This window comes from Pseudomonas sp. B10, assembly GCF_900156235.1.
Classification (GTDB): Bacteria; Pseudomonadota; Gammaproteobacteria; order Pseudomonadales; family Pseudomonadaceae; genus Aquipseudomonas; species Aquipseudomonas siliginis.
Window position 1 is genome coordinate 1,014,095 of record NZ_LT707063.1, and the last position, 24,982, is coordinate 1,039,076.

27 protein-coding genes are annotated in these 24,982 nt (G+C 61.0%); 17 read left to right on the forward strand and 10 right to left on the reverse strand.

The window, feature by feature from the left end:
* Window positions 1–751 precede the first annotated feature (751 nt).
* Window positions 752–1,588 carry an AraC family transcriptional regulator gene (locus BXA01_RS04495; protein WP_076563370.1) on the forward strand — a complete coding sequence of 279 codons (837 nt, stop codon included), beginning with the start codon at window positions 752–754 and terminating at the stop codon, window positions 1,586–1,588.
* A gap of 54 nt (window positions 1,589–1,642) precedes the next feature.
* Window positions 1,643–2,236: a LysE family translocator gene (locus BXA01_RS04500; RefSeq protein ID WP_076563371.1), complete on the forward strand. Its 594-nt coding sequence runs from the start codon at window positions 1,643–1,645 to the stop codon at window positions 2,234–2,236.
* Here the strand turns inward: BXA01_RS04500 and BXA01_RS04505 are convergent.
* The gene (locus BXA01_RS04505) at window positions 2,233–3,003 is read right to left on the reverse strand and encodes an AraC family transcriptional regulator (protein ID WP_076563372.1); all 771 of its coding nucleotides are present in this window, start codon (window positions 3,001–3,003) and stop codon (window positions 2,233–2,235) included. The two genes, BXA01_RS04500 and BXA01_RS04505, sit on opposite strands and share 4 nt — an antisense overlap.
* A gap of 220 nt (window positions 3,004–3,223) precedes the next feature.
* Between BXA01_RS04505 and BXA01_RS04510 the strand changes: the two genes are divergently transcribed.
* The 5 genes from BXA01_RS04510 (at window position 3,224) to BXA01_RS04530 (ending at window position 9,699) form a co-directional block, all read left to right on the forward strand.
* Complete coding sequence (locus BXA01_RS04510) at window positions 3,224–4,849, forward strand: APC family permease (RefSeq protein ID WP_076563373.1); 1,626 nt, start codon at window positions 3,224–3,226, stop codon at window positions 4,847–4,849.
* Window positions 4,850–4,871: 22 nt separating this feature from the next.
* Window positions 4,872–5,798, forward strand: coding sequence for a 4-hydroxyproline epimerase (locus BXA01_RS04515; RefSeq protein ID WP_076563374.1), 927 nt, complete (start codon window positions 4,872–4,874; stop codon window positions 5,796–5,798).
* Between the two features lie 54 nt (window positions 5,799–5,852).
* On the forward strand, window positions 5,853–6,800 hold the full coding sequence (locus tag BXA01_RS04520) for a dihydrodipicolinate synthase family protein (RefSeq protein ID WP_076563375.1): 948 nt from the start codon (window positions 5,853–5,855) through the stop codon (window positions 6,798–6,800).
* A gap of 63 nt (window positions 6,801–6,863) precedes the next feature.
* Entirely contained in the window at window positions 6,864–8,456 is a 1,593-nt protein-coding gene (locus BXA01_RS04525; RefSeq protein ID WP_076563376.1) for an aldehyde dehydrogenase (NADP(+)), read from the forward strand.
* Window positions 8,446–9,699 (forward strand): NAD(P)/FAD-dependent oxidoreductase, encoded by a 1,254-nt coding sequence (locus tag BXA01_RS04530; RefSeq protein WP_076563377.1) that lies wholly within the window; start codon window positions 8,446–8,448, stop codon window positions 9,697–9,699. The genes BXA01_RS04525 and BXA01_RS04530 overlap by 11 nt, the downstream gene beginning before the upstream one ends.
* On the opposite strand, the gene BXA01_RS04535 is transcribed toward BXA01_RS04530, so the two are convergent.
* Entirely contained in the window at window positions 9,696–9,905 is a 210-nt protein-coding gene (locus tag BXA01_RS04535; protein WP_076563378.1) for a DUF2945 domain-containing protein, read from the reverse strand. The genes BXA01_RS04530 and BXA01_RS04535 overlap by 4 nt on opposite strands.
* Window positions 9,906–10,069: 164 nt before the next feature.
* Here BXA01_RS04535 and BXA01_RS04540 point away from each other — a divergent pair, with 164 nt between their 5' ends.
* The 3 genes from BXA01_RS04540 to BXA01_RS04550 all read left to right on the forward strand — a co-directional run bounded on the left by BXA01_RS04540 (window position 10,070) and on the right by BXA01_RS04550 (window position 12,315).
* Complete coding sequence (locus BXA01_RS04540; protein ID WP_076563379.1) at window positions 10,070–10,297, forward strand: hypothetical protein; 228 nt, start codon at window positions 10,070–10,072, stop codon at window positions 10,295–10,297.
* A gap of 142 nt (window positions 10,298–10,439) precedes the next feature.
* Window positions 10,440–11,489: an NAD(P)-dependent alcohol dehydrogenase gene (locus BXA01_RS04545; protein ID WP_076563380.1), complete on the forward strand. Its 1,050-nt coding sequence runs from the start codon at window positions 10,440–10,442 to the stop codon at window positions 11,487–11,489.
* Window positions 11,490–11,616: 127 nt separating this feature from the next.
* Window positions 11,617–12,315 carry a tRNA (adenine(22)-N(1))-methyltransferase gene (locus tag BXA01_RS04550; protein WP_076563381.1) on the forward strand — a complete coding sequence of 233 codons (699 nt, stop codon included), beginning with the start codon at window positions 11,617–11,619 and terminating at the stop codon, window positions 12,313–12,315.
* Window positions 12,316–12,508: 193 nt separating this feature from the next.
* Here BXA01_RS04550 and ycaC (BXA01_RS04555) read toward each other — a convergent pair whose 3' ends face one another.
* Window positions 12,509–13,138 (reverse strand): isochorismate family cysteine hydrolase YcaC, encoded by a 630-nt coding sequence (gene ycaC / locus BXA01_RS04555; RefSeq protein ID WP_016774235.1) that lies wholly within the window; start codon window positions 13,136–13,138, stop codon window positions 12,509–12,511.
* Between the two features lie 265 nt (window positions 13,139–13,403).
* Between ycaC (BXA01_RS04555) and BXA01_RS04560 the strand changes: the two genes are divergently transcribed.
* A complete protein-coding gene (locus tag BXA01_RS04560) occupies window positions 13,404–14,114 on the forward strand; it encodes an SDR family NAD(P)-dependent oxidoreductase (protein WP_016774234.1) in 711 nt (236 codons plus the stop codon).
* Window positions 14,115–14,208: 94 nt separating this feature from the next.
* A complete protein-coding gene (locus BXA01_RS04565; protein WP_076563382.1) occupies window positions 14,209–15,138 on the forward strand; it encodes a LysR family transcriptional regulator in 930 nt (309 codons plus the stop codon).
* On the opposite strand, the gene BXA01_RS04570 is transcribed toward BXA01_RS04565, so the two are convergent.
* The gene (locus tag BXA01_RS04570) at window positions 15,139–16,056 is read right to left on the reverse strand and encodes an AraC family transcriptional regulator (protein WP_076563383.1); all 918 of its coding nucleotides are present in this window, start codon (window positions 16,054–16,056) and stop codon (window positions 15,139–15,141) included.
* A 174-nt stretch (window positions 16,057–16,230) separates the two neighbouring features.
* Complete coding sequence (locus BXA01_RS04575; protein WP_076563384.1) at window positions 16,231–16,995, reverse strand: SDR family NAD(P)-dependent oxidoreductase; 765 nt, start codon at window positions 16,993–16,995, stop codon at window positions 16,231–16,233.
* A gap of 259 nt (window positions 16,996–17,254) precedes the next feature.
* Between BXA01_RS04575 and BXA01_RS04580 the strand changes: the two genes are divergently transcribed.
* Complete coding sequence (locus tag BXA01_RS04580; protein ID WP_083957576.1) at window positions 17,255–18,136, forward strand: helix-turn-helix domain-containing protein; 882 nt, start codon at window positions 17,255–17,257, stop codon at window positions 18,134–18,136.
* A gap of 126 nt (window positions 18,137–18,262) precedes the next feature.
* Window positions 18,263–19,000 (forward strand): SDR family oxidoreductase, encoded by a 738-nt coding sequence (locus tag BXA01_RS04585; protein WP_076563386.1) that lies wholly within the window; start codon window positions 18,263–18,265, stop codon window positions 18,998–19,000.
* Between the two features lie 163 nt (window positions 19,001–19,163).
* Here the strand turns inward: BXA01_RS04585 and BXA01_RS04590 are convergent, their stop codons facing one another.
* Window positions 19,164–19,859: a B3/B4 domain-containing protein gene (locus tag BXA01_RS04590; protein WP_076563387.1), complete on the reverse strand. Its 696-nt coding sequence runs from the start codon at window positions 19,857–19,859 to the stop codon at window positions 19,164–19,166.
* Between the two features lie 46 nt (window positions 19,860–19,905).
* On the opposite strand from BXA01_RS04590, the gene BXA01_RS04595 reads away from it, so the two are divergent.
* Window positions 19,906–20,532: a helix-turn-helix domain-containing protein gene (locus BXA01_RS04595; RefSeq protein ID WP_076563388.1), complete on the forward strand. Its 627-nt coding sequence runs from the start codon at window positions 19,906–19,908 to the stop codon at window positions 20,530–20,532.
* A gap of 34 nt (window positions 20,533–20,566) precedes the next feature.
* Here the strand turns inward: BXA01_RS04595 and BXA01_RS04600 are convergent, their stop codons facing one another.
* The 3 genes from BXA01_RS04600 to BXA01_RS04610 all read right to left on the reverse strand — a co-directional run bounded on the left by BXA01_RS04600 (window position 20,567) and on the right by BXA01_RS04610 (window position 22,597).
* Window positions 20,567–20,767: a hypothetical protein gene (locus tag BXA01_RS04600; RefSeq protein ID WP_071171863.1), complete on the reverse strand. Its 201-nt coding sequence runs from the start codon at window positions 20,765–20,767 to the stop codon at window positions 20,567–20,569.
* A gap of 143 nt (window positions 20,768–20,910) precedes the next feature.
* A complete protein-coding gene (ycaC, locus tag BXA01_RS04605; RefSeq protein ID WP_016774235.1) occupies window positions 20,911–21,540 on the reverse strand; it encodes an isochorismate family cysteine hydrolase YcaC in 630 nt (209 codons plus the stop codon).
* 130 nt (window positions 21,541–21,670) lie between these two features.
* Window positions 21,671–22,597 (reverse strand): Gfo/Idh/MocA family protein, encoded by a 927-nt coding sequence (locus tag BXA01_RS04610; RefSeq protein WP_076563389.1) that lies wholly within the window; start codon window positions 22,595–22,597, stop codon window positions 21,671–21,673.
* A 273-nt stretch (window positions 22,598–22,870) separates the two neighbouring features.
* On the opposite strand from BXA01_RS04610, the gene BXA01_RS04615 reads away from it, so the two are divergent.
* Both BXA01_RS04615 and BXA01_RS04620 read left to right on the forward strand, forming a co-directional pair.
* Window positions 22,871–23,476 carry an SCO family protein gene (locus tag BXA01_RS04615; protein WP_016774221.1) on the forward strand — a complete coding sequence of 202 codons (606 nt, stop codon included), beginning with the start codon at window positions 22,871–22,873 and terminating at the stop codon, window positions 23,474–23,476.
* A complete protein-coding gene (locus BXA01_RS04620; protein WP_076563390.1) occupies window positions 23,476–23,955 on the forward strand; it encodes a copper chaperone PCu(A)C in 480 nt (159 codons plus the stop codon). The genes BXA01_RS04615 and BXA01_RS04620 overlap by 1 nt, the downstream gene beginning before the upstream one ends.
* A gap of 676 nt (window positions 23,956–24,631) precedes the next feature.
* On the opposite strand, the gene BXA01_RS04625 is transcribed toward BXA01_RS04620, so the two are convergent.
* Window positions 24,632–24,889, reverse strand: coding sequence for a DUF1652 domain-containing protein (locus tag BXA01_RS04625; protein WP_024013284.1), 258 nt, complete (start codon window positions 24,887–24,889; stop codon window positions 24,632–24,634).
* Window positions 24,890–24,982: the final 93 nt, after the last annotated feature.

Below are 24,982 nucleotides of genomic sequence, written 5' to 3' on the forward strand. Positions count from 1 at the left end.
CGACCTTATTTCAGGTCGTCAAAGTGATCTCGCAGGAACTCGTAAAAGCGCAGGGCTTTCAACAATCTCCATACAAGGCTCAGCGTACGCAGCAAAAGCTTCATACGTTTTGGCCTCCAGGGCTGGCGGCCAAACCTCCAGCAAACTTACCGGACCAAGCGTGCCTTCAGCCGACTGGCTAGGGTGGCTGGTGAGGCGGCCGGTTGAAATCCCTTCGAGACATCATTCCGGCACGGGTGCGAATCCGCGTCGAAGGGCGTAAAACCTTTTGCGCCCCCAGCCAAACCTCTCCGCCGCTCTATCAGTTGAGCGCGGGCATATTAACCTGAAAACTCCAGGACAAAAGCGCCGCTCACACCGTTATTCATCAAACGCCGCCACGCCTTTGTTAAATGTTATTTCTGCCAGACAAATTTCAACAAACATAAACATATAAATTCTTCGCAGGGCCGAAGACGCACTTGTTTCGAACGCCTGTTCAACCGTTGCAAGGAACGGTAAAACTCCATACCATGGCAATCCTGGTTAGGGTGGCTGGTGAAGCACCTGGCTTCGATCGCAAATCGAGGCCTACTAAAAAACCGCCCCGCGAAGGCGGTTTTTTTTCGTCTGCGTTTTCTGGTCCCACCCCATCCAGGACACATTGCCTGACTCGATCCCCCTGCGCCCCTGCACAAATCTTCTAAACACTCTCCTCCCCCACGCGGTATTTTAAAAACGCCCCTGCTCAACCGCCCTATGGAATCCTCCCATGGACAAACGCAATTGGATCTCCCTGTCCCAGGATGTCGATACCGGGATCGAGTCGATTCGTGCGCATTTCCGTGGGCATGCCTACGATCCGCACTGGCATGACAGTTTTCTCGTCGGCGTTACCGAGCAAGGCGTCCAGCAATTCAACTGCCGCCGTGTGCGCCATCGCAGTACGCCGGGGCATGTGTTTCTGCTTGAGCCGGGTGAAATCCACGATGGCCATGCGCCGACCGAGGATGGCTTCACCTACTCGATGCTGTATCTGGATCCGCACTGGCTGGAGCGCGAGCTGCACGCGCTGTTCGAAGAGGCACCCGCCGACAGCCAGCCAGGCTTTGCCGACACACTGAGCCATGATCCGCGCCTGTCGACAGCGATCGTGCAAGCCTTCCACGCGTTACATGACGGCGATCTGCGCATCGTCCGGCAGACTGCGCTGGATGGTCTGCTGGCGTCCCTCACCCGCCATCTCGACTGGCGCAAGCGTCAGGACTTCGATCCGCGCCTGCCACTGGTTGCGCAGGTTGCGCGCCACTATCTGCATGCCCACACCTACGAAGACATCGGCCTCGACGACCTAGCGCAAGCCTGTGGTGTCGATCGTTTTCGCTTGACCCGCGCGTTCAAGGCATCTTTCGGTCTCGCACCTCACGCCTACCTGATCCAACTGCGCCTGGCCAAGGCGCGGCAATTGCTCGCCCGCGGCGAGACGCCAGCGCAGGTGGCCAGCGTGCTTGGTTTTGCCGATCAGAGTCATCTGGGGCGCTGGTTCCGCCGCGCCTATCAATTGACCCCGGCGGACTACCGCAGACGCTGCTCAAATCTTCCAGACTGAGGCCCGCCCGCTGACGATCATGGTCTCCTGTTTCGACTTTCAGGAATTTGCACCATGGCTTCTTTACTGCCCTTTCTGCTGTTCGCTTTCGTTGCCTCGATCACGCCGGGGCCCACCAATATTCTGGTGTTGAGCCACAGTTCGCGGCGCGGGTTGATCGCCACGCTGCCGATCATTTTTGGCGCGTGTGCGGCGGCAGCGTTGATCGTGCTGGTGGTCGGTCTCGGTGCTGGTGAAACCCTGCTGCGCTTTCCGCGCGTGCAGCAAGCGATGGCCTGGGCTGGCGTGCTCTGGTTGAGCTGGCTGGCGTGGCAGATCTTTCGCAGCCCGCCGCCATCCTTGGACCCGAAATCGCAGGAACAAAGCTTGAGCGTCTTCGGCGCGGCGCTGCTGCAACTGGTCAATCCGAAGGTGTGGATGATGGCTGTGGCGGTGGTCAGCGTATTCGTTGGCGGCGGCGACAAGACGCTGCGCCTGTTGGTGTTGTCGCTGGCATTTCTGCTGGTGTCACTGCCGTGCATGACGCTCTGGGCACTGCTCGGCGTCGGCAGCGCACGGTTGCTCAGCTCACCGCAAGCGTTCAAGCGCATGAACGCGGCACTGGCCCTTCTTCTGCTGCTCTCGGCCTGGCTGGCCGTGTTGGTCTAATGCCCGGTGGCTTGCCGGTATTCGCGTGGTGTAAACCCGGTCGAGGCTTTGAACTGACGGGTGAAAGCGCTGTGATCGGTGTAGCCGCATTGCAGCGCCACCTCGGTGATCGGCAAGTCGCTGTGCAGCAATCGATGCGCGTGTTCCAGGCGGACTTTCTGAATCATCTGCCTTGGTGTCAGGTGGAAAACGCGTTTGCAATAGCGCTCCAGTTGCGCCACGGAAATCCCGGCGATCCGCGTCAGTTCACCCAGCGTCACCCGCCGGTTGAAATTGCCGCGAATGTATTCATCGACCGCCGCCAGGCGCTCGAACGCCGGGTGGGTTTCGCTGGCTGACTGCAGATCCACCGAGATCCCCACCAGGCCGATGATCGTCCCGTCACGGTTGTAGATCGGCCGCTTGTGGGTCAGGCACCAGCCCGGCTCGCGACTGCCATACAGGTGCAGTTCGAGCTGATCCTCCAACACGAAACCTTCCTCCAGCACTTTGCGATCCTGCTCGGTGTAACCCGGCCCCAACTGCGCCGGGAACACTTGCGCGCTGGTCTTGCCCAGCAATGGGCGCAGGTCTTTTAAGCCACAACGCTGGACCAGCGTGCGGTTGGCCAGCACATAGCGCGCGTGCAGATCCTTGATGAAGATCGCCGCATTCGGGATCACATCGAGTATCGGCAACAGCTGCGCGGCACCGGCGACCATCTCTTCGAGGGTCTGCGCACGCAAACCGTCAGTGCCTTGGCACAGGATCGAAAACCCAGGCTGCATGAAAAATCTCCTTTGCGATGAAGCGCCAGAAACGCCGTCCGCGAGCAGAGTGCAGCAACGTCGCGGCCCTGTCGAGGCCGCGCATTCATCGGCGCCATTGTGCTGAATTCGTCATCGATCCCTGCATAAAACATCAATCGCCGCCGCCGTCGACCCGTGCAAAGTCTGCTCGTCCCCGTGACACAACTGCCTATCCAATAACTCACAAGAAGGCGATGCCATGTCAGGCCAAGGCAAGTTCAAAAAACAGCTTTCATTGATCGACCTCACCTTTATCGGACTCGGCGCGATCTTCGGCTCCGGCTGGTTGTTCGCCGCCAGCCATGTCTCGGCGATTGCCGGGCCGGCGGGGATTTTCTCCTGGTTGCTGGGCGGTTTCGCCGTGTTGCTGCTGGGTATCGTCTATTGCGAACTGGGCGCAGCATTGCCCCGCGCTGGCGGCGTGGTGCGCTACCCGGTTTATTCCCACGGCCCGCTGCTCGGCTACCTGATGGGCTTCATCACATTGATTGCGTTTTCCAGTCTGGTGGCGATCGAAGTGGTCGCCTCGCGCCAATACGCGGCGGCGTGGTTTCCCGGCCTGACCAAGGCTGGCAGTGGCGATCCGACGATCCTCGGCTGGCTGGTGCAGTTCGGCCTGCTCTGCGTGTTTTTCCTGCTCAACTACCGCAGCGTGAAGACCTTCGCCAAGGCCAATAATCTGGTCAGCGTGTTCAAATTCATCGTGCCGTTGCTGGTGATCGGCGTGCTGTTCACCTTCTTCAAACCGGAGAACTTTCAGGTTCAGGGATTCGCCCCGTTCGGCTTGTCCGGCGTGGAGATGGCGGTCTCCGCCGGCGGAATCATCTTTGCCTATCTGGGCCTGACGCCAATCATTTCCGTGGCCAGCGAAGTGAAAAATCCACAGCGCACCATTCCCATCGCGCTGATTCTCTCGGTGCTGCTGTCGACCTTGATCTACGTGCTGCTGCAAATGGCTTTTCTCGGCAGCATCCCGACGGAGATGCTCGCCAACGGCTGGGCCGGTATCAGCAAGGAATTCGCCCTGCCCTATCGCGACATCGCCCTGGCGCTCGGTGTCGGCTGGCTGGCGTATCTGGTGGTCGCCGATGCGGTGATCTCGCCGAGCGGCTGCGGCAACATCTACATGAACGCCACCCCGCGAGTGATCTACGGCTGGGCGCAGACCGGCACCTTCTTCAAGGTCTTCACGCACATCGATGAAAAGTCCGGCATCCCGCGTCCGGCGCTGTGGCTGACTTTCGCCCTGTCGGTGTTCTGGACCCTGCCATTCCCGTCGTGGGAAGCGCTGATCAACGTGGTCTCCGCCGCGCTGGTGTTGAGCTATGCGGTGGCGCCCGTATCGGTTGCGGCGCTGCGGCGCAATGCGCCGGACATGCCGCGCCCGTTTCGGGTCAGGAGAATGGGCCTGCTCGGGCCGGTGTCGTTCATCATCGCCGCGCTGATCGTTTACTGGTCGGGCTGGAACACCGTGTCGTGGCTGCTTGGTCTGCAGATTCTGATGTTTGTCATCTACCTGTTCTGCGGTCGTTTCGTGCCCACCGCCCATCTGAGTATGGCGCGTCAGGTGCGTTCATCGGCGTGGCTGATCGCCTTCTACGCGGTGACCATCGTGCTGTCGAAACTCGGCACCTTCGGTGGCCTGGGCATCCTCGCCCATCCGTTCGACACCCTTGTCGTCGCCGCTTGCGCCACCGGCATTTACTACTGGGGCGCGGCGACCGGCGTGCCTGCCCATCTGCTGCGCCTGGACGACGAAGACGAAGAAAGCGAAAGCCCTGCGCCCTCGCCCACCGTCAACGCCCGCCCTGCCGGCGCCTACTGAAATCATCCAACGGGATCTCTTCATGAAACGAGTACACATCATTGATTCCCACACCGGCGGCGAGCCGACACGACTGGTGATGAGCGGCTTCCCCGAGCTGTCCGGCAACAGCATGGCCGAGAAACGCGATGCCCTGCGCAGCCAGCACGATCAGTGGCGCCGCGCCTGTCTGCTCGAGCCGCGCGGCAACGATGTGCTGGTCGGCGCCCTGTATTGCCCACCGGTATCGGCGGACGCCACTTGCGGGGTGATCTTCTTCAACAACGCCGGATACCTGGGCATGTGCGGCCACGGCACCATTGGCCTGATCAATTCGTTGCAGCATCTGGGGAAAATCCAGCCGGGCGTGCACAAGATCGACACACCGGTGGGGCAAGTCAGCGCGACGCTGCACGACGATGGCTCGGTCACTCTGGGCAACGTGCCCGCCTACCGCTATCGCAAACAGGTACCAGTGGACGTGCCCGGTTTTGGTCGCGTAGTCGGTGATATCGCCTACGGCGGCAACTGGTTTTTCCTGGTTTCCGAGCATGGCCAGACCCTGACCATGGACAACGTCGAACACCTGACGGCGTACACCTGGGCGATGCTCAAGGAGCTGGAAGACCAAGGCGTTTTTGGCGAAGACGGCGCGGTCATCGACCACATCGAACTGTTCGCCGATGACGATCAGGCCGACAGCCGCAACTTCGTCATGTGCCCCGGCAAAGCCTATGACCGCTCACCGTGCGGCACCGGCACCAGCGCCAAACTTGCCTGCCTGGCAGCCGACGACAAGCTGCAAGCGGGCGCACCGTGGATCCAGGCGAGCATCACCGGCAGCCAGTTCGAAGGCCGCTTTGAATGGGAAGGTGAACGCATTCGCCCGTTCATCACCGGCCGCGCCTACATGACCGCCGACAGCACCTTGCTGATCGACGAAACCGACCCGTTCGCGTGGGGCATCTGAGCCGCCACGCCGATTTTTTCCCTCGAATAAAACGAAATGCCAAGGAGTTGAATCATGAGCGACAACATCTTCACCGGTTGCATGCCGGCCCTGATGACCCCGTGCACCGCCCAGCGCAAACCGGACTTCGATGCGCTGGTGGCCAAGGGACGCGAGCTGATTGATATCGGCATGAGCGCCGTGGTCTATTGCGGCTCGATGGGCGACTGGCCGCTGCTGACTGAAGCCGAGCGTCAGGAAGGCGTGGCGCGCCTGGTCGCCGCCGGGGTGCCGACCATCGTCGGCACTGGTGCGGTGAATACCCGTGAAGCGGTTTCCCACGCAGCGCATGCGGCGAAAGTCGGCGCGCAAGGCTTGATGGTCATTCCGCGCGTGCTGTCCCGTGGCGCTTCAGCCACCGCGCAAAAAGCCCACTTCGCCGCGATCCTGCAAGCCGCGCCGAACTTGCCGGCGGTGATCTACAACAGCCCTTACTACGGCTTCGCCACCCGCGCCGATCTGTTTTTCGAACTACGCCGTGAATACCCGAACCTGATCGGCTTCAAGGAATTCGGCGGTGGCGCAGACCTGCGCTACGCGGCTGAGAACATCACCTCCAAGGACGATGACGTGACCCTGATGGTCGGTGTCGACACGCAAGTGGTGCACGGCTTCGTCAACTGCAACGCCACCGGCGCCATCACCGGCATCGGCAACGCCCTTCCTCGCGAAGTGTTGCAACTGGTGGCGCTGAGCAAGCAGGCCGCGCAAGGCGATGCCAAGGCCCGGCGTCAGGCGCGGGAGCTGGAATCGGCATTGGCAGTGCTGTCATCGTTCGACGAAGGCTGTGATCTGGTGCTGTATTACAAGCACTTGATGGTGCTCAACGGCGACAAGGAATACACCCTGCACTTCAACGAAACCGATGCGCTGAGCGACTCGCAACGGCGCTATGCCGAGAAGCAATATTCGCTGTTCCGTCACTGGTACGAGAACTGGTCTGCCGAACAGAACTTCGCCTGACCACCACCTGCCGCGAGTCATCACGATTCGCGGCAGGCCTCGCTCATTTCACAGGAAGACACCATGACTCTGACGGGCAACATGCTGATCGGCCAACAATCCGTGGCGGGCAATCGTCCGGCCTTTCGCGCGATCGATCCGGCGACCAACCAGGCACTTGAACCGCAGTACGCCGGGGCATCAGCCGAACAGGTGGAACAAGCCTGCGCCCTGGCCTGGGCGGCGCAAGATGCGTATCGCGAAACCAGCCTGAGCGCCCGTACGGCATTTCTCGAAAGCATTGCCGAACACATCGAAAACCTTGGCGACGAACTGATCGAACGCGCCCACGCAGAAACCGGTCTGCCGCGTGCACGCCTCCAGGGCGAACGTGGCCGCACCTGCTCGCAATTGCGCCTGTTCGCCCGTACGGTGCGCGCGGGTGAATGGCTGGATGTGCGCGTCGACAGTGCGCAACCGCAACGCCAGCCACTGCCGCGCTCCGACCTGCGCCAGCGGCAGATTGCCTTGGGGCCGGTTGCGGTGTTCGGCGCGAGCAACTTTCCGCTGGCATTTTCCGTGGCCGGTGGCGACACCGCCGCAGCACTGGCGGCCGGTTGCCCGGTAATCGTCAAGGCGCACAGCGCCCATCCGGGCACCAGCGAACTGGTCGGCCGCGCAGTCGCGCAAGCGGTCAAAGCCTGCGCTCTGCCCGAGGGCGTGTTTTCCTTGTTGTTCGATTCTGGCTACGAAGTCGGCATCGCATTGGTCAGCGACTGGCGCATCAAAGCCGCTGGTTTCACCGGCTCGCGCACCGGCGGGCTGGCCTTGATGAAAGCTGCGCAAGCGCGGCCGGAGCCGATTCCGGTGTATGCAGAAATGAGCTCGATCAACCCGGTTTTGCTGTTTCCCGCCGCGCTGGAAAATCGCGCGCAGGCGCTGGCCGAAGGGTTTGTCGCGTCGCTGACATTGGGCGCAGGGCAGTTCTGCACCAACCCGGGATTGTTGATTGCACGCAAAGGCCCGGCGCTCGACGGGTTCCTCAGCGCGGTGGCTGAACTGATCCCGCGCAGCGCGGCGCAAACCATGCTCACGCCCGGCATCTTCGGTGCCTATCAAGCAGGCGTGACGGCACTGCAAGGCAATCCCCGTGCACGCGCGGTAGCGGTTGGCCAAGTCGGCGGCGGCCCGAATCAGTGTCAGGCGCATGTCTTCAGCACCGATGCAGCGGATTTTCTTGCCGATCAAAGCTTGCAAGCCGAGGTCTTCGGCGCGACAGCGCTGATCGTGCAATGCAGCAGTGACGAAGAAATCCGTCAGGTCTGCCAACATCTGGAAGGCCAACTGACCGCGACCCTGCACATGGATGACGCCGACCTTGCACTGGCGCGCACGTTGTTGCCAACCCTCGAGCGCAAGGCCGGGCGCTTGCTGGTCAATGGCTGGCCGACCGGCGTGGAAGTCTGCGATGCAATGGTGCATGGCGGGCCTTACCCGGCAACCTCGGATGCGCGCAGCACCTCGGTGGGCACTGCGGCGATCCTGCGTTTCCTGCGGCCGGTGTGCTATCAGGATTTCCCCGACAGCTTGCTGCCGACGGCGCTGCAACAGACCAATCCGCTCAGCCTTCGGCGCTTGCTCGATGGCCAACGGGAAGCGACACGCCATGGCGAATAATCCTTCGCACGACATCGCCGTGGTCGGCGCCGGAATCATTGGCGTAGCTTGCGCACTGCGCCTGGCGCGTCAGGGTTTGCGGGTGGTGGTCATCGATCAGCAGGAACCGGGGCATGGCGCTTCGTTCGGCAACGCCGGACATCTGGCCACCGAGCAGGTATTTCCGATCGCTGATGTTTCGATACTCAAGCGCTTGCCAGCCATGCTCATGGACCCGATGGGACCGCTGCGTCTGGACTGGAAATACCTGCCGCGCGCCCTGCCGTGGTTCACCCGCTTGCTGCTGAATCTGCGGCCCGAGCCTTTTCAGAAAACCGTCGCCGGCTTGCGCGCGCTCAACGAAAGCAGCCTCGACGCGTGGCAGCGCTTGCTCAGCGATATCCAGCGCACCGATCTGCTCAAGGTTGACGGCTCGTTACTGGTCTTCGAAAAACCTGAATCCCGTCAGGCCATCGAAGCCTTGCAGGCACGACTGCATCAGCAGCAGGTGCCGGTGGATTACTGGCAGGCCGGGGCGATCCGTGAAACGGCGCCGCAGCTCAGCGAACAGATTCAGGGCGGACTGTTTTTCCCGCGCACCGGGCATTTCCTTGACCCCTATCGGGTGGTCTGCGCACTGGTCGAAGCGGCTCGCAGCAGCGGCGTGAGTTTTCTCCAGCAGCAGGTTAAGGGCGGCTACGTGCAGGAAAACGGTGTGCTGTTAGTCACCGGCAATGGCGGCGTAACAGCCGCTCGAGCGTTACTGGCCTGCGGTGCGCATTCGGCGAAGCTGACTGCCGCGCTGACCGGCAAGCAAGTACCGTTGGACACCGAACGTGGCTATCACCTGATGCTGCCGCACGAACATGATCGCCTGCCCTTCCCCGTCACCTCGCTGGAACGCAAATTCATCATGACGCCGATGCGCGAAGGCCTGCGCCTGGCGGGCACGGTCGAATTCGCCGGGCTGGAGCGGCCAGCGAACATGGCACGCGCCTGGCAGTTGCAGCGCCTGAGCCAAGGCCTGTTTCGCCATGACCTGAACGCTGATGGCGCGACGCCGTGGATGGGCTTTCGCCCGTCGCTGCCGGATTCGCTGCCGGTGATCGATCAGGTTTGCGACGGCAAGGTCTTGCTTGCCTTCGGTCATCAGCATCTGGGACTGACGCAGGCGGCGGTGACGGCGGAGATGATCGGGCAGATGGTCTCAGGCGCGGCCGGCGAGTTGCCGAATGCCGACGCCTACCGGCTGGCGCGTTTCTAAACGTGCTTCAGCGCGTCGCCGTGATGCATGGCCAGGTGGCCGGTCTTGTCGCTCTTGACCTCGTACTGCGGCGCATCTTTCGAGGCCGGGCGGTGGCGGCCCATGAATTCGGTATCGCGGGTGTGCACCTTGACCACTTTGCCGTGAATCTCGCCGGCCTCGGAATTCCAGCGCACCGCATCGCCGACTTTGAATGAGCTGCTCATCATTGCGTCCTCGCCTCTGGCTGTTGGTTTATGGAGCCGCGCGCGTCGGAGAAATTCCGCTTTTTTGCGAGGCGACCGAAGGCAGGCAAAAAAATCGAACGGCGAAAATCACCCGCACCTCCAACCTGCACAAGCCGTAGAAAACGGCCATGACGAGGTGTGAGATGAATAACGATCAAGGCAAGCAAGGTGACGATCCGCTCCCAACCACGCCCGACCCGCTGAGTCCGGGGCGTACCGAGGTCGATCCGATGAAGGAACGCGGCATCGACGAACTGCCCGACAATGAAGGCGAAATCCCGCTGGACGATGACAGTACCGGCCTGGATCCGGAGCGGGTACGTCAGGAAACCGATAACGCCGAGATGGACGACCGGCCCAATCCGCGTTGAGCCTGAAACGGCAGCCATACGGCTGCCTTTCGGTTGCGCAATCAACAGCAGAATCAGGCAAGCATTTCACAGAAATGCACTACCTCGCGCTCCGACCCGGGCGCAACAATGGGCGTCCGACAACCCCATGGAGGATGCTCACATGCTCGTACAAGCCTACGGCGCCCACGCTGGCGACAAACCTCTTGAGCCGATGCAGATCAACCGCCGTGCCCCGGCGGCGCACGACGTGCAGATCGATATCGCTTTCTGCGGCATCTGCCATTCCGACTTGCATCAGGTGCGCGCCGAATGGGCTGGCACGCAATTCCCCTGCGTGCCCGGCCATGAAATCGTCGGCCGCGTCTCGGCGGTCGGCGATCACGTCAAAGCCTACAAAGTCGGCGATCTGGTCGGTGTCGGTTGCATCGTCGACAGCTGCCAGCACTGCGATGACTGCGACTACGGCCTGGAAAATTACTGCGACGGCATGATCGGCACCTACAATTTCCCGACCCCGGATGCTCCGGGCTGGACCCTCGGTGGTTACTCACAAAACATCGTCGTGCACGAGCGCTATGTGTTGCGCATCCGTCATCCCGAGGCGCAATTGGCCGCCGTCGCGCCGCTGCTCTGCGCCGGCATTACCACCTACTCGCCGCTGCGCCACTGGAACGCTGGCCCCGGCAAGAAAGTCGGCGTGGTCGGCATTGGTGGCCTCGGCCACATGGGCATCAAACTGGCCCACGCCATGGGCGCCCACGTGGTCGCGTTCACCACCTCCGAATCCAAGCGTGAAGCGGCCAAGGCACTGGGCGCGGACGAAGTGGTGGTGTCGCGCAATGCCGAAGAAATGGCGGCACACACCAAGAGTTTCGACTTCATCCTCAATACCGTCGCAGCGCCGCACGATCTCGACGCCTTCCTCGTCCTGCTCAAGCGCGACGGCGCGTTGACCCTGGTCGGTGCGCCCGCATCGCCGCATCCGTCGCCGAACGTATTCAACCTGATCACCAAGCGGCGCACCATTGCCGGTTCAATGATCGGCGGCATTCCCGAGACTCAGGAAATGCTGGATTTCTGCGCCGAGCACGGCATCGTTTCCGACATCGAACTGATCCGCGCCGACCAGATCAACGAGTCCTATGAGCGCATGCTCAAGGGCGACGTGAAATACCGCTTCGTCATCGACAACGCAACGCTCGCCGGCTAAGCGCAAGCCCCCATCGGCAGCGCAATGCTGCCGATGGTTCGAGTAATTCCATCGCGTAATTGACAGCGCCAGCGTTGCTCGCCAGAGTCGCACCCCTTTTTCCACCGCTGGGTGAACGGGGTCGCCATTGAACCAACAGACATTGTCCATGCGCCTGGAGCGCGTCGCTGCCCACGTGCCGATCGGCGCGCGGCTGGCGGATATCGGCTCGGATCACGCCTATTTGCCGGCTGCCCTGATGCGCCGAGGCCTGATTACAGCGGCGGTGGCTGGCGAGGTCGCGTTGACGCCGTTCCACGCGGCGCAACGCACCGTCAATGACAACGATCTGCAGGGGCAGATCAGCGTGCGTCTGGCCGATGGTCTGGCGGCGATCAGGCCTGACGACGGCATCAGCGCCATCACCCTGTGCGGCATGGGCGGCGAAACCATTCGCGATATTTTCGACAGTGGTAAAGCCCATCTCAGTGGCCACGAACGCTTGATCCTGCAACCCAACGGCGGCGAGCAATCGCTGCGCCAGTGGTTGATGGATAACGGCTACCGCATCGTCTGTGAAGAGGTGATGCATGAGAACCGCTTCGACTATGAAATCATCGTTGCCGAGCGCGGCTCTGATCCGGTGACTTACGATGCCAGGGAACTGTTTTTCGGACCGCTGCATCTGCAGGCGCGCTGCCCGGCATTTCTGCACAAATGGCAACGCAGGCTGAAGCAGCGGCAGAAGACGTTGGGGCAGTTTACGAGAGCGCAACAGACGTTGCCGGAGGACAAAATTCTTGCGCTGAAGCAAGAGATGCAGTGGATCAGCGAATTGCTCGGGTGACTGTGCCGCCGTCTTCGCGAGCAGGCTCGCTCCCACAGGAAATTGCATTTCTCCTGAGGAAACACGGTCAACTGCAGGAGCGAGCCTGCTCGGGAAAGCGGTGGGTCAAGCTACAGAGCAACCAAGTTGGCCGCAGCCGTCGGAAAAACAAAAAGCCTGCTGTTAAAAGCAGGCTTTTTCGTGGGTCGTGAACTTACTTCTGCTGCGTCAGCGCCGAGTAGCTGTTCATCAGGTTGCGGTAGTTGGGAATGCGCTGCGACAACAGATTGCCCAGGCCTTCAATGTCGTTGCGCCAGTCGCGGTGCAGCTCACAGGCCACCGAGAACCAGTTCATCATCTGCGCGCCGGCTTGAGTCATGCGGCTCCACGCGGCTTGCTGCACGGTGGTGTTGAAGGTGCCGGACGCATCGGTGACCACGAACACGTCAAACCCTTCCGCCAGCGCCGACAGCGTCGGGAACGCTACACAGACATCCGTTACGACACCGGCAATGATGATCTGCTTGCGCCCGGTGGCCTTGATTGCCTTGACGAAGTCTTCGTTGTCCCAGGCGTTGATCTGGCCTGGACGAGCGATGTACGGCGCGTCCGGGAACATTTCTTTCAACTCTGGTACCAGCGGGCCGTTCGGACCTTGTTCGAAGCTGGTGGTGAGGATGGTCGGCAGGTCAAAGAACTTGGCCAGATCCGCCAGCGCCAGCACATTGTTCTTGAACTCGTTCGGCGAGAAGTCCTGCACCAGCGAGATCAGACCGGTCTGGTGGTCAACCAGCAGCACGATAGCGTCGTCTTTGTTCAGGCGGTTGTAGGTTGGAGTGGTCATGGTGTGCGTCCCTTTTCAAGTTTTGAAGTTTGTTGTTGCGTTCAAGTTGGGTACAGATTACTGACGCACAGCAGAGGGATAAATCGGCTGAAAAGCGTTTCACCGTCCACTCAAACGGGACAATCATTCGAGGCCCGCTCTGATTAGATACACCGAAGCACAAATGATGTACCTCAGCCCCCATTTATCAACTCCACGCAACTTCCTAAAGTCTCCTCCAACAGCCACCCGCCATCCTGACGGGCCAGCGACAGAGGAAATCATCATGAGCACATCGAAAAAAGTAGTTGTCATCACCGGCGCCTCGCAAGGCATCGGTGCAGGTCTGGTCGAAGGCTTTCGCGCCCTTGGCCATCAAGTGGTCGCGACCTCGCGCTCGATCAAAGAGTCGAGCGACCCGGATGTGCTGACCGTCGCCGGTGACATTGCCGATCCGCAAACCGCCGAGCGCGTGATTCGCGCCGCTGTTGCCCGCTTCGGTCGCGTCGATACGCTGGTCAACAATGCCGGGATCTTTCTGGCCAAGCCGTTCACCGCTTACAGCCAGGCGGACTATGCCCAGGTCGTGGCGACCAACATGAGCGGCTTCTTCTACATCTCGCAACTGGCCATTGCCGAGATGGAAAAACACGGCAGCGGCCACGTCGTCAGCGTCACCACCAGCCTGGTCGATCATGCAATCGACGGCGTGCCTTCGGTATTGGCGTCACTGACCAAGGGCGGCATCAACGCCGCGACCAAATCCCTGGCCATCGAGTACGCCAAGCGCGGCATCCGGGTCAACGCGGTATCGCCGGGCATCATCAAAACGCCGATGCACGCTGAGGAAACCCATCAGGCGCTGGGCAGCCTGCACCCGGTCGGCCACATGGGAGAAATCGACGACATCGTGCAAGCGATCCTCTACCTCGACGGCGCAAATTTCGTCACTGGCGAGATCCTGCATGTCGACGGTGGCCAGAGCGCCGGCCATTGATCGAAACCCTGCAACGCCGCCGGTGGGTACCGGCGGCGTCGTTGGTTGTGGTACACAGAGGATGAACGTCCGTCGATCCTCGGTGCGAGCCACAATGAAACGCCATTTTGAAGATTTGCAGTTAGGCAGTATCGAACTGTTCTGCCTGGCCGCCGAAGCCGGCAGCTTCACCGCCGCCGCGCAACTGGCCGGGGTCACGCCCGCTGCGGTGAGCCGGTCGATTCTGCGTCTGGAGCAACGCCTGGGTTCGCGACTGTTCGCCCGCACCACGCGCAGCATTCGCCTCACCGACGCCGGACGGAGCTTCTTCGAACAATGCAGCCAGGCCCTGACGCAACTGGTCGAAGCGCAGCAGGAAGTCATGGGCGCGCAGACTTCGCCATCGGGTCGACTGCGCATCAGCCTGCCGACCACCTACGGGCATCACCGCATCCTGCCGCTGCTGCCGAAATTTCGCGCGTTGTACCCCGAGGTCACGGTCGACGTGCACTTGGGCAATCGCAATATCGACTTCGTTGAAGAGGGCTACGACCTGGCGATACGCGTGCGCGCGCAACCGGACTCGACCCTGATCGCGCGCCTGCTGGAAGACGCCCCCCTGGTGGTGGTCGCCGCCCCCGAATATCTGCATAGAGCCGGCACGCCGCAGACCCTCGACGATCTCATTGCGCATGAGTGCATCCAGTTCGAATTGCCCAGCAGCGGGCGGCGGATTTCCTGGCTGTTTCAGGAAAACGGCCGAGACCTGGAAGTGATTTCCGACGGTGGCTATTCCTGTTCCGACGATGTGCTCGGCGGTGTGACGCTGGCCAAGCATAGCGCCGGGCTGTTTCAGACTTACCGTTTCATCGTCGAGCAGGAACTCGCCGATGGCCGCCTGATTGAAGTGCTGCAGCCGTACGCCGGACGTTCGCGCCCCTACACCCTGCTCTACCCGCACGGCCGCTATGTGCCGCAACGGGTGCGGGCGTTTGTGGATTTTCTGTTGGGGTTTCGTGATGAATGGGCGGGACACCCGAGGTAATCAACCGGTCTGACGCAGGCGGCTTAGTTCCTTGGATGGCGGGCAGCCGAACTGGCGGCTGTATTCGCGGCTGAACTGCGAAGCGCTTTCGTAGCCGACGCGGTAGCAGGCGCTCGAGACGTCCAGCCCTTCATTGATGATCAGCCGCCGCGCCTCTTGCAGGCGCAGCTGTTTTTGATATTGCAGCGGGCTCATGGCGGTGACGGCTTTGAAGCGGTGATGCAGCGCCGAATTGCTCAGATTGGCCACCTGCGCCAGCGCGTCGATGCGCAGCGGTTCAGTGAAATTCTTGTTCAGCCAGTCGATAGCGCGCGTGACCCGGTGGGTCTGCGAATCGCTGACGGCGATTTCATACAGCAGATGCCCGTGCTGGCCGCGCAGCAGGCGGTAATACAGCTCGCGCAACGCCATCGGCGCGAGCATGCCGATGTCGCGCGGATTATCCAGCAGCCGCACCAGACGCAGCATGGTGTCGAGCAATGTCACGTCGATCTTGTCGAGAAACATCCCGCGTCCGGTTTCCTGCGGCATGCCGGTCAGCGGCGACTCGGCAATCAGTTGCGTCAGTTGTGCCGGATCGAAATCCAGCCGTACGCAAAAATACGGCGCCTCGGGCGAGGCTTCGATCACCCGTCCCGACACCGGCAACGTCACTGACACCACCAGATAATTCAGCGGGTCGTAGAGGAAGCGTTCGTCACCCAGCCCGACTTCCTTGCGCCCCTGCACGATCAGGCACAGCGCCGGGCGGTGCACGACATGGATCACCTCGGACGGCCCATCGAGACGGATCACGTGCAGCGGCGCAATCGCGGTTTCGTAGGTGCCCGGCGCATCGAAGCGCTGGGTCAGCAAGCGCACCAGTTCGGCGCGATACACCGCCGTGTCGTGGAGGATGGAAGCGTCGTGGTTATCCATGCAAAGGGCCTCGAAAGCAGACGAAGGTGGGTCAACTGCGGAGGAAGATTAGCCAGTTTTATCCAGCGGCGACTAGATCAAAGATGCTGCAGATTTGCCTGATTCTGCGTGCTCGTGATCGTGGCAAAGCCATGGGCGCGTTATCACACGCGCCCTTGGCTTCTCACCCCACTATCAACCCGCCGTTACCGTCATGCCGCCATCGGCCATGACCACCGAGCCGACCATGAAACTGGCGCGGTCGGAGGCGAGGAAGGTGACGATTTCGGCGATTTCTTCCGGCTGCGCCGCCCGACCGATTGGCGCTGCTTCGCCGTGCTGCGCGAGGAAGCCAGGGCCGTCCTCGACCACATCGTTGAGAATATTGGTCACCACATCGCCGACGCCGATGGCATTGACGCGAATGCCGTGTTCGATGACTTCCAGGGCCAGCGTACGAGTCAATTGTGCCAGCGCACCTTTGGAAGCGGTGTAGGCGGCAATGGTCGGAAACGCAAAGTACGAGGCATAGGAAGCGATATTGACGATCGCCCCGGACTTGTTCGGGATCATCGCCTTGACCGCTTCGCGACAGTGCAGGAACGCTGCCGTGGCATTGACTGCCTGGATCTTTTCCCAGTCGTCGCGGCTCATGTCGATCACGGCTTTGTTGATAATGATCCCGGCGTTGTTGACCAGGATATCCAGGCGCCCGAACTGCTCGACGGCAAGGCCTACTGCACGTTCGGCGGCGCCGTCCTCAGTGATGTCCGCCACCAGCGGCACCAGATCGGGACGAGCCAGTGCTTCGACAGCCGGATTGAGGTCTTCGGCAATCACCTTGGCGCCGCGAGCGTGCAGCATCAGCGCAATCGCCTTGCCGATGCCACTGGCCGCGCCAGTGACCAGTGCGACTTTACCGGCGACTTCTCGTGGCAGGGTGTGGTTGAAATCAGTCATGGTTTTAACTCCTCGATAGCGAATCGGTGTTGCGCCTGATGGCGCGGTCGTAAACACGGCTTCACTGTCGCGCACTGTCCGCCGCCGGGCTTTCGGGCGATTGCCGGGACTGTCGGAGTTTTGCGCTGGAATTTCTCGTTCGCCCGCCCTAACCTTCAAAATCATTCCGCAGCCGAAGCTTTTGATGGAGCGTCCTGTGCCCTCTGCCAGCCCCGCTACACCGACAATCAGCCAGCCCGCGCGCATCACCGCCGAAGCCATGCCGGAGCATCTGCCCGGTGTTGCGGAAACGACCACGCCGCGGCCGCAGATCAAGGATGTAGTTGTGCAACTGTTCCGCCATCAGACTCTGCTTGAGCCGATCCGCGTGCCGTGCGTGGCCGAACCGCTGCTGGTGCTGGTATTGGCCGGCACTGCCCGGGTCGAAGAACGTTCGTTGGGCGGAGAATGGCAGGCGAGCCAGGTCACGGCGGGCGATTTCTTCCTGACCAACACCCGCGAACCTTATGAAATGCGCTGGCAGACCGAAGGTTGCGAGGTCTTCGAAGTCATGCACCTTTATCTTGGTCTGGGCTTGATCGAACACGCGGCGCGCGAAGCGTTCGGCGAACAGGCCGGTGCAGTGACGTTTGTCGATGTGTCCGGTGCGCGTGACGAGCAGGTCAGCTTCATCCTTGAGCAACTGCGCATCGAACTGACCGAACAGCGCCAGCCCAGTGCACTGCTGGTTCACAGCCTGGCCCAGGCGTTGGCGATCCATTTGCTGCGTCATTATCTCGACCCCGACAGCAACCCGCGCCGCGATAACGCCCTGCCCGCCTACAAACTGCGCCGGGTGATCGAAGCCATGAATGCGAATCTGGCGGAAGATTTCAGCCTCAGTCATCTGGCCGCCATCGCCGGGCTGAGCGACTACCACTTCAGCCGCACCTTCAAGCGCGCCACCGGTTTATCGCCCTCGCAATACTTCATCCGCCTGCGCATGAGCCGCGCGCGTCATCTGTTGCTGGAGACCGCACGCAGCGTGATCGACATTGGCCTGGAAGTCGGCTACTCCAGCCCCAGCCACTTTTCCCAGGTGTTCCGCCGTGAAGTCGGGGTCACTCCGAGTGCCTACCGGGACGCGCCACGCGGGGCCTGAAACCTGTCGAAAAGCGATGCAGCAGAATTGGGCAAATCCCGTGGAGGAATCGATTAATAGCCCATGAGCCGCCGCACTTAATCTTCTTCCAAGCCCACTCACGGGCACACAGAAGAGGACGACATCATGCTGAACATTCAAGACAAAGTGATCGTGATTACCGGCGCCAGCAGCGGCATCGGCGAAGCCACCGCACGCCTGCTCGCCGAACGTGGCGCCAAAGTGGTGTTGGGCGCACGGCGCACCGAGCGTCTGGCCGTGATTGCCGAAGAGATCAACGGCGCCGGTGGCCACGCGCAGTTCCGCGCACTGGACGTCACCGATCAGCAGGATGTGCAGCGCTTCGTTGATTTCGCCGTCGAGCATTACGGCCGCGTCGATGTGCTGGTCAACAACGCCGGGGTCATGCCGTTGTCACGGCTGGATGCGCTGAAGGTCGATGAGTGGAACCGCATGATCGACGTCAACATCCGTGGCGTACTCCACGGCATCGCCGCCAGTCTGCCGTTGATGCAGCGCCAGCGCGCCGGGCAGATCATCAACATCGCCTCGATCGGCGCTTACGCGGTCAGCCCCACCGCAGCGGTGTACTGCGCAACCAAATACGCAGTGCGGGCCATTTCCGAAGGCTTGCGCCAGGAAGTCAGCGGCGATATCCGCGTCACCGTCATCGCACCGGGCGTGACCGAATCGGAACTGGCCGAGAGCATTTCCGACGAAGGCGGCCGCGAAGAGATGAAGTCATTCCGCAAGATCGCCATCCCCGCCGAAGCCATCGCCCGCGCGATTGCCTACGCCGTTGAACAACCGGCGGATGTCGACGTCAGCGAACTGATCGTGCGTCCAACAGCCAGCCCTTACTGAGGCTACATTCCTCCTGAAAAAACCCAATCAACTGTAGGAGTGAGCCTGCTCGCGATCGCTCACGCCAGTCAATGAAGATGTTGACTGGACTAACGCGATCGCGAGCAGGCTCACTCCTACAAGGGAACTCTGCCAGCCTGAAGATTCAGTGACATTATCGAACCTACCGCGCCCCCGGCCCGATCAACATGCTTTCGATCTCGGCGCCGGGCATCATTTGCTGCAGGCCTTCGATCAGCTTGTCGCCGGCCTCGGTCAGCGCTTCCAGCGGCATGGCCGGCAGGCTTTCGAGAATGAACCACATGCGCTGCGCCTGCGCATCAAGGCGGGTTCGCACGCCTTGGCGCCAGTTCCAGCGCCGGCAGGTCACGCCTTGGTCATCGCGCCAGACCACTTCGCCAGCGTCCGGGAACTCATGCGCGGGCTGGCCTTCTTTCGTCGTGTCGAACGGTTCGCTGCCATCGGCCACGACCAGACGCGGCGAGCCGACATAGGCCTCGGCATTCTCACCACCCACGGGAATCGCGTATTCGAGGCTGATGGCGTTGTACAGATCAACCACCGGATCGATGCTCGGCAAGTTGCCGTCGCGCAATACGCGTCTGCGCAGTGCTTCGGCCGAGCAAGGCGTGCGCTGCGGCTTGGCGCCGAACTGGCGGAACACGTCGGCCCAGGCCTGCAAATGCGCAGGCGCCCACTGCGGGCCACCAGCGGCGACGGCCTGGCAGGCTCTGGCCAGCGCAACACCTGACACCTCAGCGTCAAGAATCGGCGCCGCTTGCACAACAATGCTCAGCGCTCTGAAGCCCGGCGCCAGTTGCGCAACAGCCGGATCGATTGACGGCACGACAGACAGCATCCCAGAATCCCCCTCATACCCGAATTTCAAACGATGCTAGCGATCAATGACCAAGAAAGTCAATATATCGACCGAGGCCGGCGCCGACGTTCAGACTGTAAGCGCAGCGGTTTCCCGCACGCTCAAACACGCGCGCAAACAACAGAGCATCACGCTCGACGAACTGTCCCGACGCTCGGGCGTGAGCAAAGGCATGGTGGTCGAGATCGAGAAAGGCTCGGCCAACCCCAGCATCGCGACGCTGTGCAAGATCGCCGCAGCGCTGGGCTTGTCCGTGGCGGACTTCGTCAATGTCGCCGCGACCCCGGCAGCGCACCTGATCGACAGTCAGGACATCCCTACGCTATGGACCGGTGAACTGGGCGGTTCGGCACGATTGCTGGCCGGCACCAGCGGCCCGAACATGCTCGAGTTGTGGCGCTGGGAGTTGTTTCCCGGTGAGTCGTTTGCTTCAGCCGGTCACCCGAACGGCACCACCGAGTTGTTTCACGTCGAGAAAGGCACGTTGCATTTGACGGTTGGCGATGCCGAGCTGATTGTCGGGCCTGGGTGTTCGGCGGTAGCGCGGACGGATGTGGCGCATGGTTATGCCAACCATGGCCGGTCGATACTGGTTTTCACGATGTCGGTGACTGAACTGCATCAGGGTGCGCGGGAGAGCCTCTCACTCTAATTCCAGAGTGGGAGGCATCGATCAAATCGCTCGATCAGCGTGACGGCGGATGTTCGGTTGACACCGAGTTGGCCGCATCCACATCTGACATGTCTTCCTCGACAGGCGCCTGATCGTCCGGCGGCAAAGGCACCTCGGGGTTTTCGCGCTTGGGATCGTGCCCGGTCTCGTTGTCGGTGGTGCGCGTCACGGCTTGTTGCGACTGGTTGCCCGGTGCGTTTTCATCAATGTCCATGTCGTTCTCCGAGGTATTCAGCGATAGGTACCTGAACGTGTGAAATGCCCTTGCGTGACAAGTGCCCGACAATGGACGAACGGCGTTCTGTAGAAAACGCAAAAGCCTGCTTTCGAGGCAGGCTTTCGCTTTGGATGGGAGGATTACTTCTGCTGCGTCAGCGCCGAGTAGCTGTTCATCAGGTTGCGGTAGTTGGGAATGCGCTGCGACAGCAGGTTACCCAGGCCTTCAATGTCGTTGCGCCAGTCGCGGTGCAGCTCACATGCTACAGAGAACCAATTCATCATCTGTGCGCCGGCCTGAGTCATGCGGCTCCACGCGGCTTGCTGCACGGTGGTGTTGAAGGTGCCGGACGCGTCAGTCACCACGAACACATCAAAACCTTCCGCCAGTGCCGACAGGGTCGGGAACGCTACACACACATCCGTCACGACACCGGCAATGATGATCTGCTTGCGCCCGGTGGCCTTGATTGCCTTGACGAAATCTTCGTTGTCCCAAGCGTTGATCTGACCTGGTCGAGCGATGTACGGCGCGTCCGGGAACATTTCTTTCAACTCCGGTACCAGCGGGCCGTTCGGGCCTTGTTCGAAGCTGGTGGTGAGGATGGTTGGCAGGTCGAAGAACTTGGCCAGATCCGCCAGCGCCAGCACGTTGTTCTTGAACTCGTTCGGCGAGAAGTCCTGCACCAGCGAGATCAGACCGGTCTGGTGGTCAACCAGCAGCACGATAGCGTCGTCTTTGTTCAGGCGGTTGTAGGTTGGAGTGGTCATGGTGTGCGTCCCTTTTCAAGTTTGAAGTTTTGTTGTTGCGTTCAAGTTGGGTACAGATTACTGACGCACAGCAAAGGGATAAATCGGCTGAAAAGCGTTTCACCGTCCACTCAAACCGGACAATCGATCCTTAATCGTAAAACGGCTCAACCAACGCCCGACTACCGACAAAGAAACTGTCCGCCACCAGGCGCAACGGTTGCAGATCCAGGTCGCTGGCCTTGTCGCTGATCAATTGCTGGAAGTGGCGGTAGACCGCTGCGTACTCGCCCTCCTCCGACACACTTTGGCGCACGCCGTCGATGCTCAGCACGGCGCCGCCGTTGTCCAGGCGCAGAACGCCCTCGGCGCAGCGGATTTCGATGCTCCACAGTTCGTCGTGACCATGGTCGAAATCGAACTCGGCGCGTACGTCCAACTGATGTGGGTCAGACATTTTGATCGAGGCGGCAATCGGCGACTGGCAGTTGCTCGGCACGCGCAGTTCGGCGGCTTCGACAAACAGCGGCAGCGTCAGTAGGTGGGTGATGATCGACAAAGCGTTGATGCCCTGATCGAAGACGCCGAGGCCGCCCGGTTGCCAGATCCATGCCTGACCCGGATGCCACTTGCGCACGTCTTCCTTCCAGTCAATCTGTACGCTTTGCAGGGTGCGGCTGGCCAGCCAGTCGCGGGCGGCGGCGATGCCCGGTGCGTAGCGTGAATGCCAGGCGAACAAAGCGCTGACGCCTTGATCGGCGACCTGATCGACCAGGGCCATAGCCTCGCCCAATGTCGCACACGGCGGTTTTTCCACCAGCACGTGCTTGCCGGCCGCCAACGCCTGTTGCACCAGTGCGAAGCGCCCCTGCGGCGGCGTGCAGAACGCAATCGCATCGACGGTCGGACCGTTCTCGAGCAGTTCGCCCAGCGACTGGAAGTTCTCCACCCCGGCGCAAGGTTCGCCCTGGGTAGCGACCGCCACCAACTGGAACGCCGGGTTGGCGAGGATGGCGGGAACGTGTTGATCCTGGGCGATCTTGCCGTAGCCCACCAGGCCGAGACGAATCGGTTGCATTACAGACTCCTGTTGTTGTTTTGGTCTTTGCAGCGCAGCGGCAAGAGTACGTGTTTCTGCGCTCGCCTCCAATCGTCATACTATTTAAATCGAGTTTGGTCGCGGCGAACGCATGGCTTATTCGTCATTTCTTCTTACACCTTTTGTCGTCCGATCCCGCACCGCGCGGCGATCGGCAGCCGGCGATCAGCCTCAGTTTGCTATCATGCGGCGCTTTTACGGTTAACCCCCCGCCAGTCCTGCCGACTTGCGGGCTGCAAAAGGCGGTATTAGATGACGGCTTTGTTGACTCGCCGCAAGGTACTTGCGGGAATGGGCGTGCTCGGGCTCGGCCTGCTCGCCGGTTGCGACACCCGTGGCCAACTGTCGTACAAGTACGGCAAGGATCTGAGCGACAAGATCCTCGGACGCACCTTCAAGCTGAAGAACCCCGAAGGCGAAACCATGTCGCTGTCGAGCTTTCGCGGGATGATGCCGATGATCTTTTTCGGCTTCACCCAATGCCCGGCCGTTTGCCCCACCACCCTGGCCCGCGCCGCGCAGATCAAGAAACTCATGGGCCGCGACGGCGACCGCCTGCAAGTGGTGTTCATCACCCTCGATCCCGAACGCGACACGCCGCAGATCCTCGACGCCTACGTCAAAGCCTTCGACCCGAGCTTCGTCGCGCTGTACGGCACGCTTGAGGAAACCAAGGCCACCGCCAAGGAATTCGACGTGTTCTACGAGAAAGTCCCGGCCGGCGACACCTACACCATCTCCCACACGTCCACCAGCTACGTCTACGACTCGCGTGGTGAGTTGCGCCTGGGCCTGTCCACTTCGCTGACAGCCCAAGAGTGCACGGAAGATTTGCTTACTGTTATGGAGGTCTGCTGATGCATCCCGTTCTGAATCACCTCAAACGCACCGTATGTGCACTGTCCCTGCTCGGCCTGGCCTTCCAGGTGTCGGCGCAGACCAAAGTCGACGACGCCTGGGTCCGTGCCACCGTGCCGACCCAGTCCGCCAGCGGCGCGTTCATGACCGTCACTACCGACACCGACAGCAAGCTGCTCAGCGTTGCCTCGCCAATGGCCAAGGACGTGCAGATTCATGAAATGAGCATGAAGAACGATGTGATGACCATGGGCCCGGTGAAGTCCGTTGAGCTGCCTGCCGGCAAAGCCGTGAGCTTCGACCCGAACGGCTACCACGTCATGCTGATGGGCCTGAGCGGTCAGTTGAAGGAAGGCGACAGCGTGCCGCTGACCCTTACCGTGGAAAACGCCAAGGGCGAGAAAGAAATCATTGAGGTCAAAGCACCGGTTCGCGCGCTGACCAACATGGGCGCCCACGATCACAGCAAGATGCATTGATCGCTGACGGAAAGACTGTTCGCCTGACAGAAAAACGGGGCGGCCTGATCAATGATCGGGCCGCCCCGTTTTTTTTGCCCGGAAGAGGGTTTACGCCGCTAAAACTGTGAGAGCGAGCTTGCTCGCGAAGGCGTCAGGTCAGTCAACTCATCTGTGGCTGAAACTCCGCTTTCGCGAGCAAGCTCACTCCTACAAGTTTTGATCGAGTGAATTCAGTAACAACCAGGTCGGCTGTCAGGACGCCTTCGCGAGCAAGCTCGCTCCCACAGAAGAGCAAAAAGCAAAGCTCATCCGCTCTTCACTACTCAAAACAATGAGCGTTAGCTCGAGTACCGCTTTTGATCTTGATCTCAGAGCCCGTCGGCAGGCTGAGTGGAGGGATTGATCCGGGCGTGGGAGCGCAGCGACCGTACGACGCAGTCGTACACAGCGAGTGTAGGTGCAGCGAAGCAAACCGGAGCCGCTGCGCCAGGATCGATCCCGGAGCGAAGGAACCCCGAGCCTCAGCGAGCGGGCCGAACGTCAGGGCGAAGCCTTTTTGGGTACTTTTTCGGCGTCTGGAAAAAGTGCCTCGCCGTAAGGGCGAAACCGTAAGTTGCAACACCCGCAGAAACGGATATACACCCAACCCCCCCAGAGCATGGCCGGCCCAAAGGCCGCCAAGACCAAAGCGCGCTTAAGCCAAATCCGGATCCCGCGAAGAACGCAACGAATTGCTCTCAAGCTCATACCGCAACTCATCCACCAACGCCTCGACCGCCCCGGGCGTACGCAGCGAAGCCAAATCGAGCCCGCTGATCACCAGATCCACCTGCCCCGAATCCCGGTGATACAACTTGACCGTCAGCGAATGATCACCATCCACCGAACACTCACAAGCCAGCGGCGCAAAACTGTGCTCGAGCCGAGCGCGCAACTGCGCAAGATTCATCATTGACGTTGTTCCTATGACTGTTTCAAAAGGGGCACGATCGCAGGCCAGAAATGGCTCACACCGCACCCCATCAGCCTAAGAACACAACGCCTT

What these genes read in the sequence shown, in the direction of transcription:
- BXA01_RS04620 (WP_076563390.1), top strand. Translation starts at nt 23,476, where the DNA reads ATGCATCCCGTTCTGAATCACCTCAAACGCACCGTATGTGCACTGTCC.
- BXA01_RS04530 (WP_076563377.1), top strand. Translation starts at nt 8,446, where the DNA reads ATGGCGAATAATCCTTCGCACGACATCGCCGTGGTCGGCGCCGGAATC.
- BXA01_RS04595 (WP_076563388.1), top strand. Translation starts at nt 19,906, where the DNA reads ATGACCAAGAAAGTCAATATATCGACCGAGGCCGGCGCCGACGTTCAG.
- BXA01_RS04580 (WP_083957576.1), top strand. Translation starts at nt 17,255, where the DNA reads ATGCCGGAGCATCTGCCCGGTGTTGCGGAAACGACCACGCCGCGGCCG.
- ycaC (WP_016774235.1), bottom strand. Translation starts at nt 13,138, where the DNA reads ATGACCACTCCAACCTACAACCGCCTGAACAAAGACGACGCTATCGTG.
- BXA01_RS04515 (WP_076563374.1), top strand. Translation starts at nt 4,872, where the DNA reads ATGAAACGAGTACACATCATTGATTCCCACACCGGCGGCGAGCCGACA.
- BXA01_RS04510 (WP_076563373.1), top strand. Translation starts at nt 3,224, where the DNA reads ATGTCAGGCCAAGGCAAGTTCAAAAAACAGCTTTCATTGATCGACCTC.
- ycaC (WP_016774235.1), bottom strand. Translation starts at nt 21,540, where the DNA reads ATGACCACTCCAACCTACAACCGCCTGAACAAAGACGACGCTATCGTG.
- BXA01_RS04615 (WP_016774221.1), top strand. Translation starts at nt 22,871, where the DNA reads ATGACGGCTTTGTTGACTCGCCGCAAGGTACTTGCGGGAATGGGCGTG.
- BXA01_RS04575 (WP_076563384.1), bottom strand. Translation starts at nt 16,995, where the DNA reads ATGACTGATTTCAACCACACCCTGCCACGAGAAGTCGCCGGTAAAGTC.
- BXA01_RS04540 (WP_076563379.1), top strand. Translation starts at nt 10,070, where the DNA reads ATGAATAACGATCAAGGCAAGCAAGGTGACGATCCGCTCCCAACCACG.
- BXA01_RS04520 (WP_076563375.1), top strand. Translation starts at nt 5,853, where the DNA reads ATGAGCGACAACATCTTCACCGGTTGCATGCCGGCCCTGATGACCCCG.
- BXA01_RS04560 (WP_016774234.1), top strand. Translation starts at nt 13,404, where the DNA reads ATGAGCACATCGAAAAAAGTAGTTGTCATCACCGGCGCCTCGCAAGGC.
- BXA01_RS04570 (WP_076563383.1), bottom strand. Translation starts at nt 16,056, where the DNA reads ATGGATAACCACGACGCTTCCATCCTCCACGACACGGCGGTGTATCGC.
- BXA01_RS04565 (WP_076563382.1), top strand. Translation starts at nt 14,209, where the DNA reads ATGAAACGCCATTTTGAAGATTTGCAGTTAGGCAGTATCGAACTGTTC.
- BXA01_RS04495 (WP_076563370.1), top strand. Translation starts at nt 752, where the DNA reads ATGGACAAACGCAATTGGATCTCCCTGTCCCAGGATGTCGATACCGGG.
- BXA01_RS04525 (WP_076563376.1), top strand. Translation starts at nt 6,864, where the DNA reads ATGACTCTGACGGGCAACATGCTGATCGGCCAACAATCCGTGGCGGGC.
- BXA01_RS04545 (WP_076563380.1), top strand. Translation starts at nt 10,440, where the DNA reads ATGCTCGTACAAGCCTACGGCGCCCACGCTGGCGACAAACCTCTTGAG.
- BXA01_RS04500 (WP_076563371.1), top strand. Translation starts at nt 1,643, where the DNA reads ATGGCTTCTTTACTGCCCTTTCTGCTGTTCGCTTTCGTTGCCTCGATC.
- BXA01_RS04505 (WP_076563372.1), bottom strand. Translation starts at nt 3,003, where the DNA reads ATGCAGCCTGGGTTTTCGATCCTGTGCCAAGGCACTGACGGTTTGCGT.
- BXA01_RS04610 (WP_076563389.1), bottom strand. Translation starts at nt 22,597, where the DNA reads ATGCAACCGATTCGTCTCGGCCTGGTGGGCTACGGCAAGATCGCCCAG.
- BXA01_RS04590 (WP_076563387.1), bottom strand. Translation starts at nt 19,859, where the DNA reads ATGCTGTCTGTCGTGCCGTCAATCGATCCGGCTGTTGCGCAACTGGCG.
- BXA01_RS04585 (WP_076563386.1), top strand. Translation starts at nt 18,263, where the DNA reads ATGCTGAACATTCAAGACAAAGTGATCGTGATTACCGGCGCCAGCAGC.
- BXA01_RS04535 (WP_076563378.1), bottom strand. Translation starts at nt 9,905, where the DNA reads ATGAGCAGCTCATTCAAAGTCGGCGATGCGGTGCGCTGGAATTCCGAG.
- BXA01_RS04600 (WP_071171863.1), bottom strand. Translation starts at nt 20,767, where the DNA reads ATGGACATTGATGAAAACGCACCGGGCAACCAGTCGCAACAAGCCGTG.
- BXA01_RS04625 (WP_024013284.1), bottom strand. Translation starts at nt 24,889, where the DNA reads ATGATGAATCTTGCGCAGTTGCGCGCTCGGCTCGAGCACAGTTTTGCG.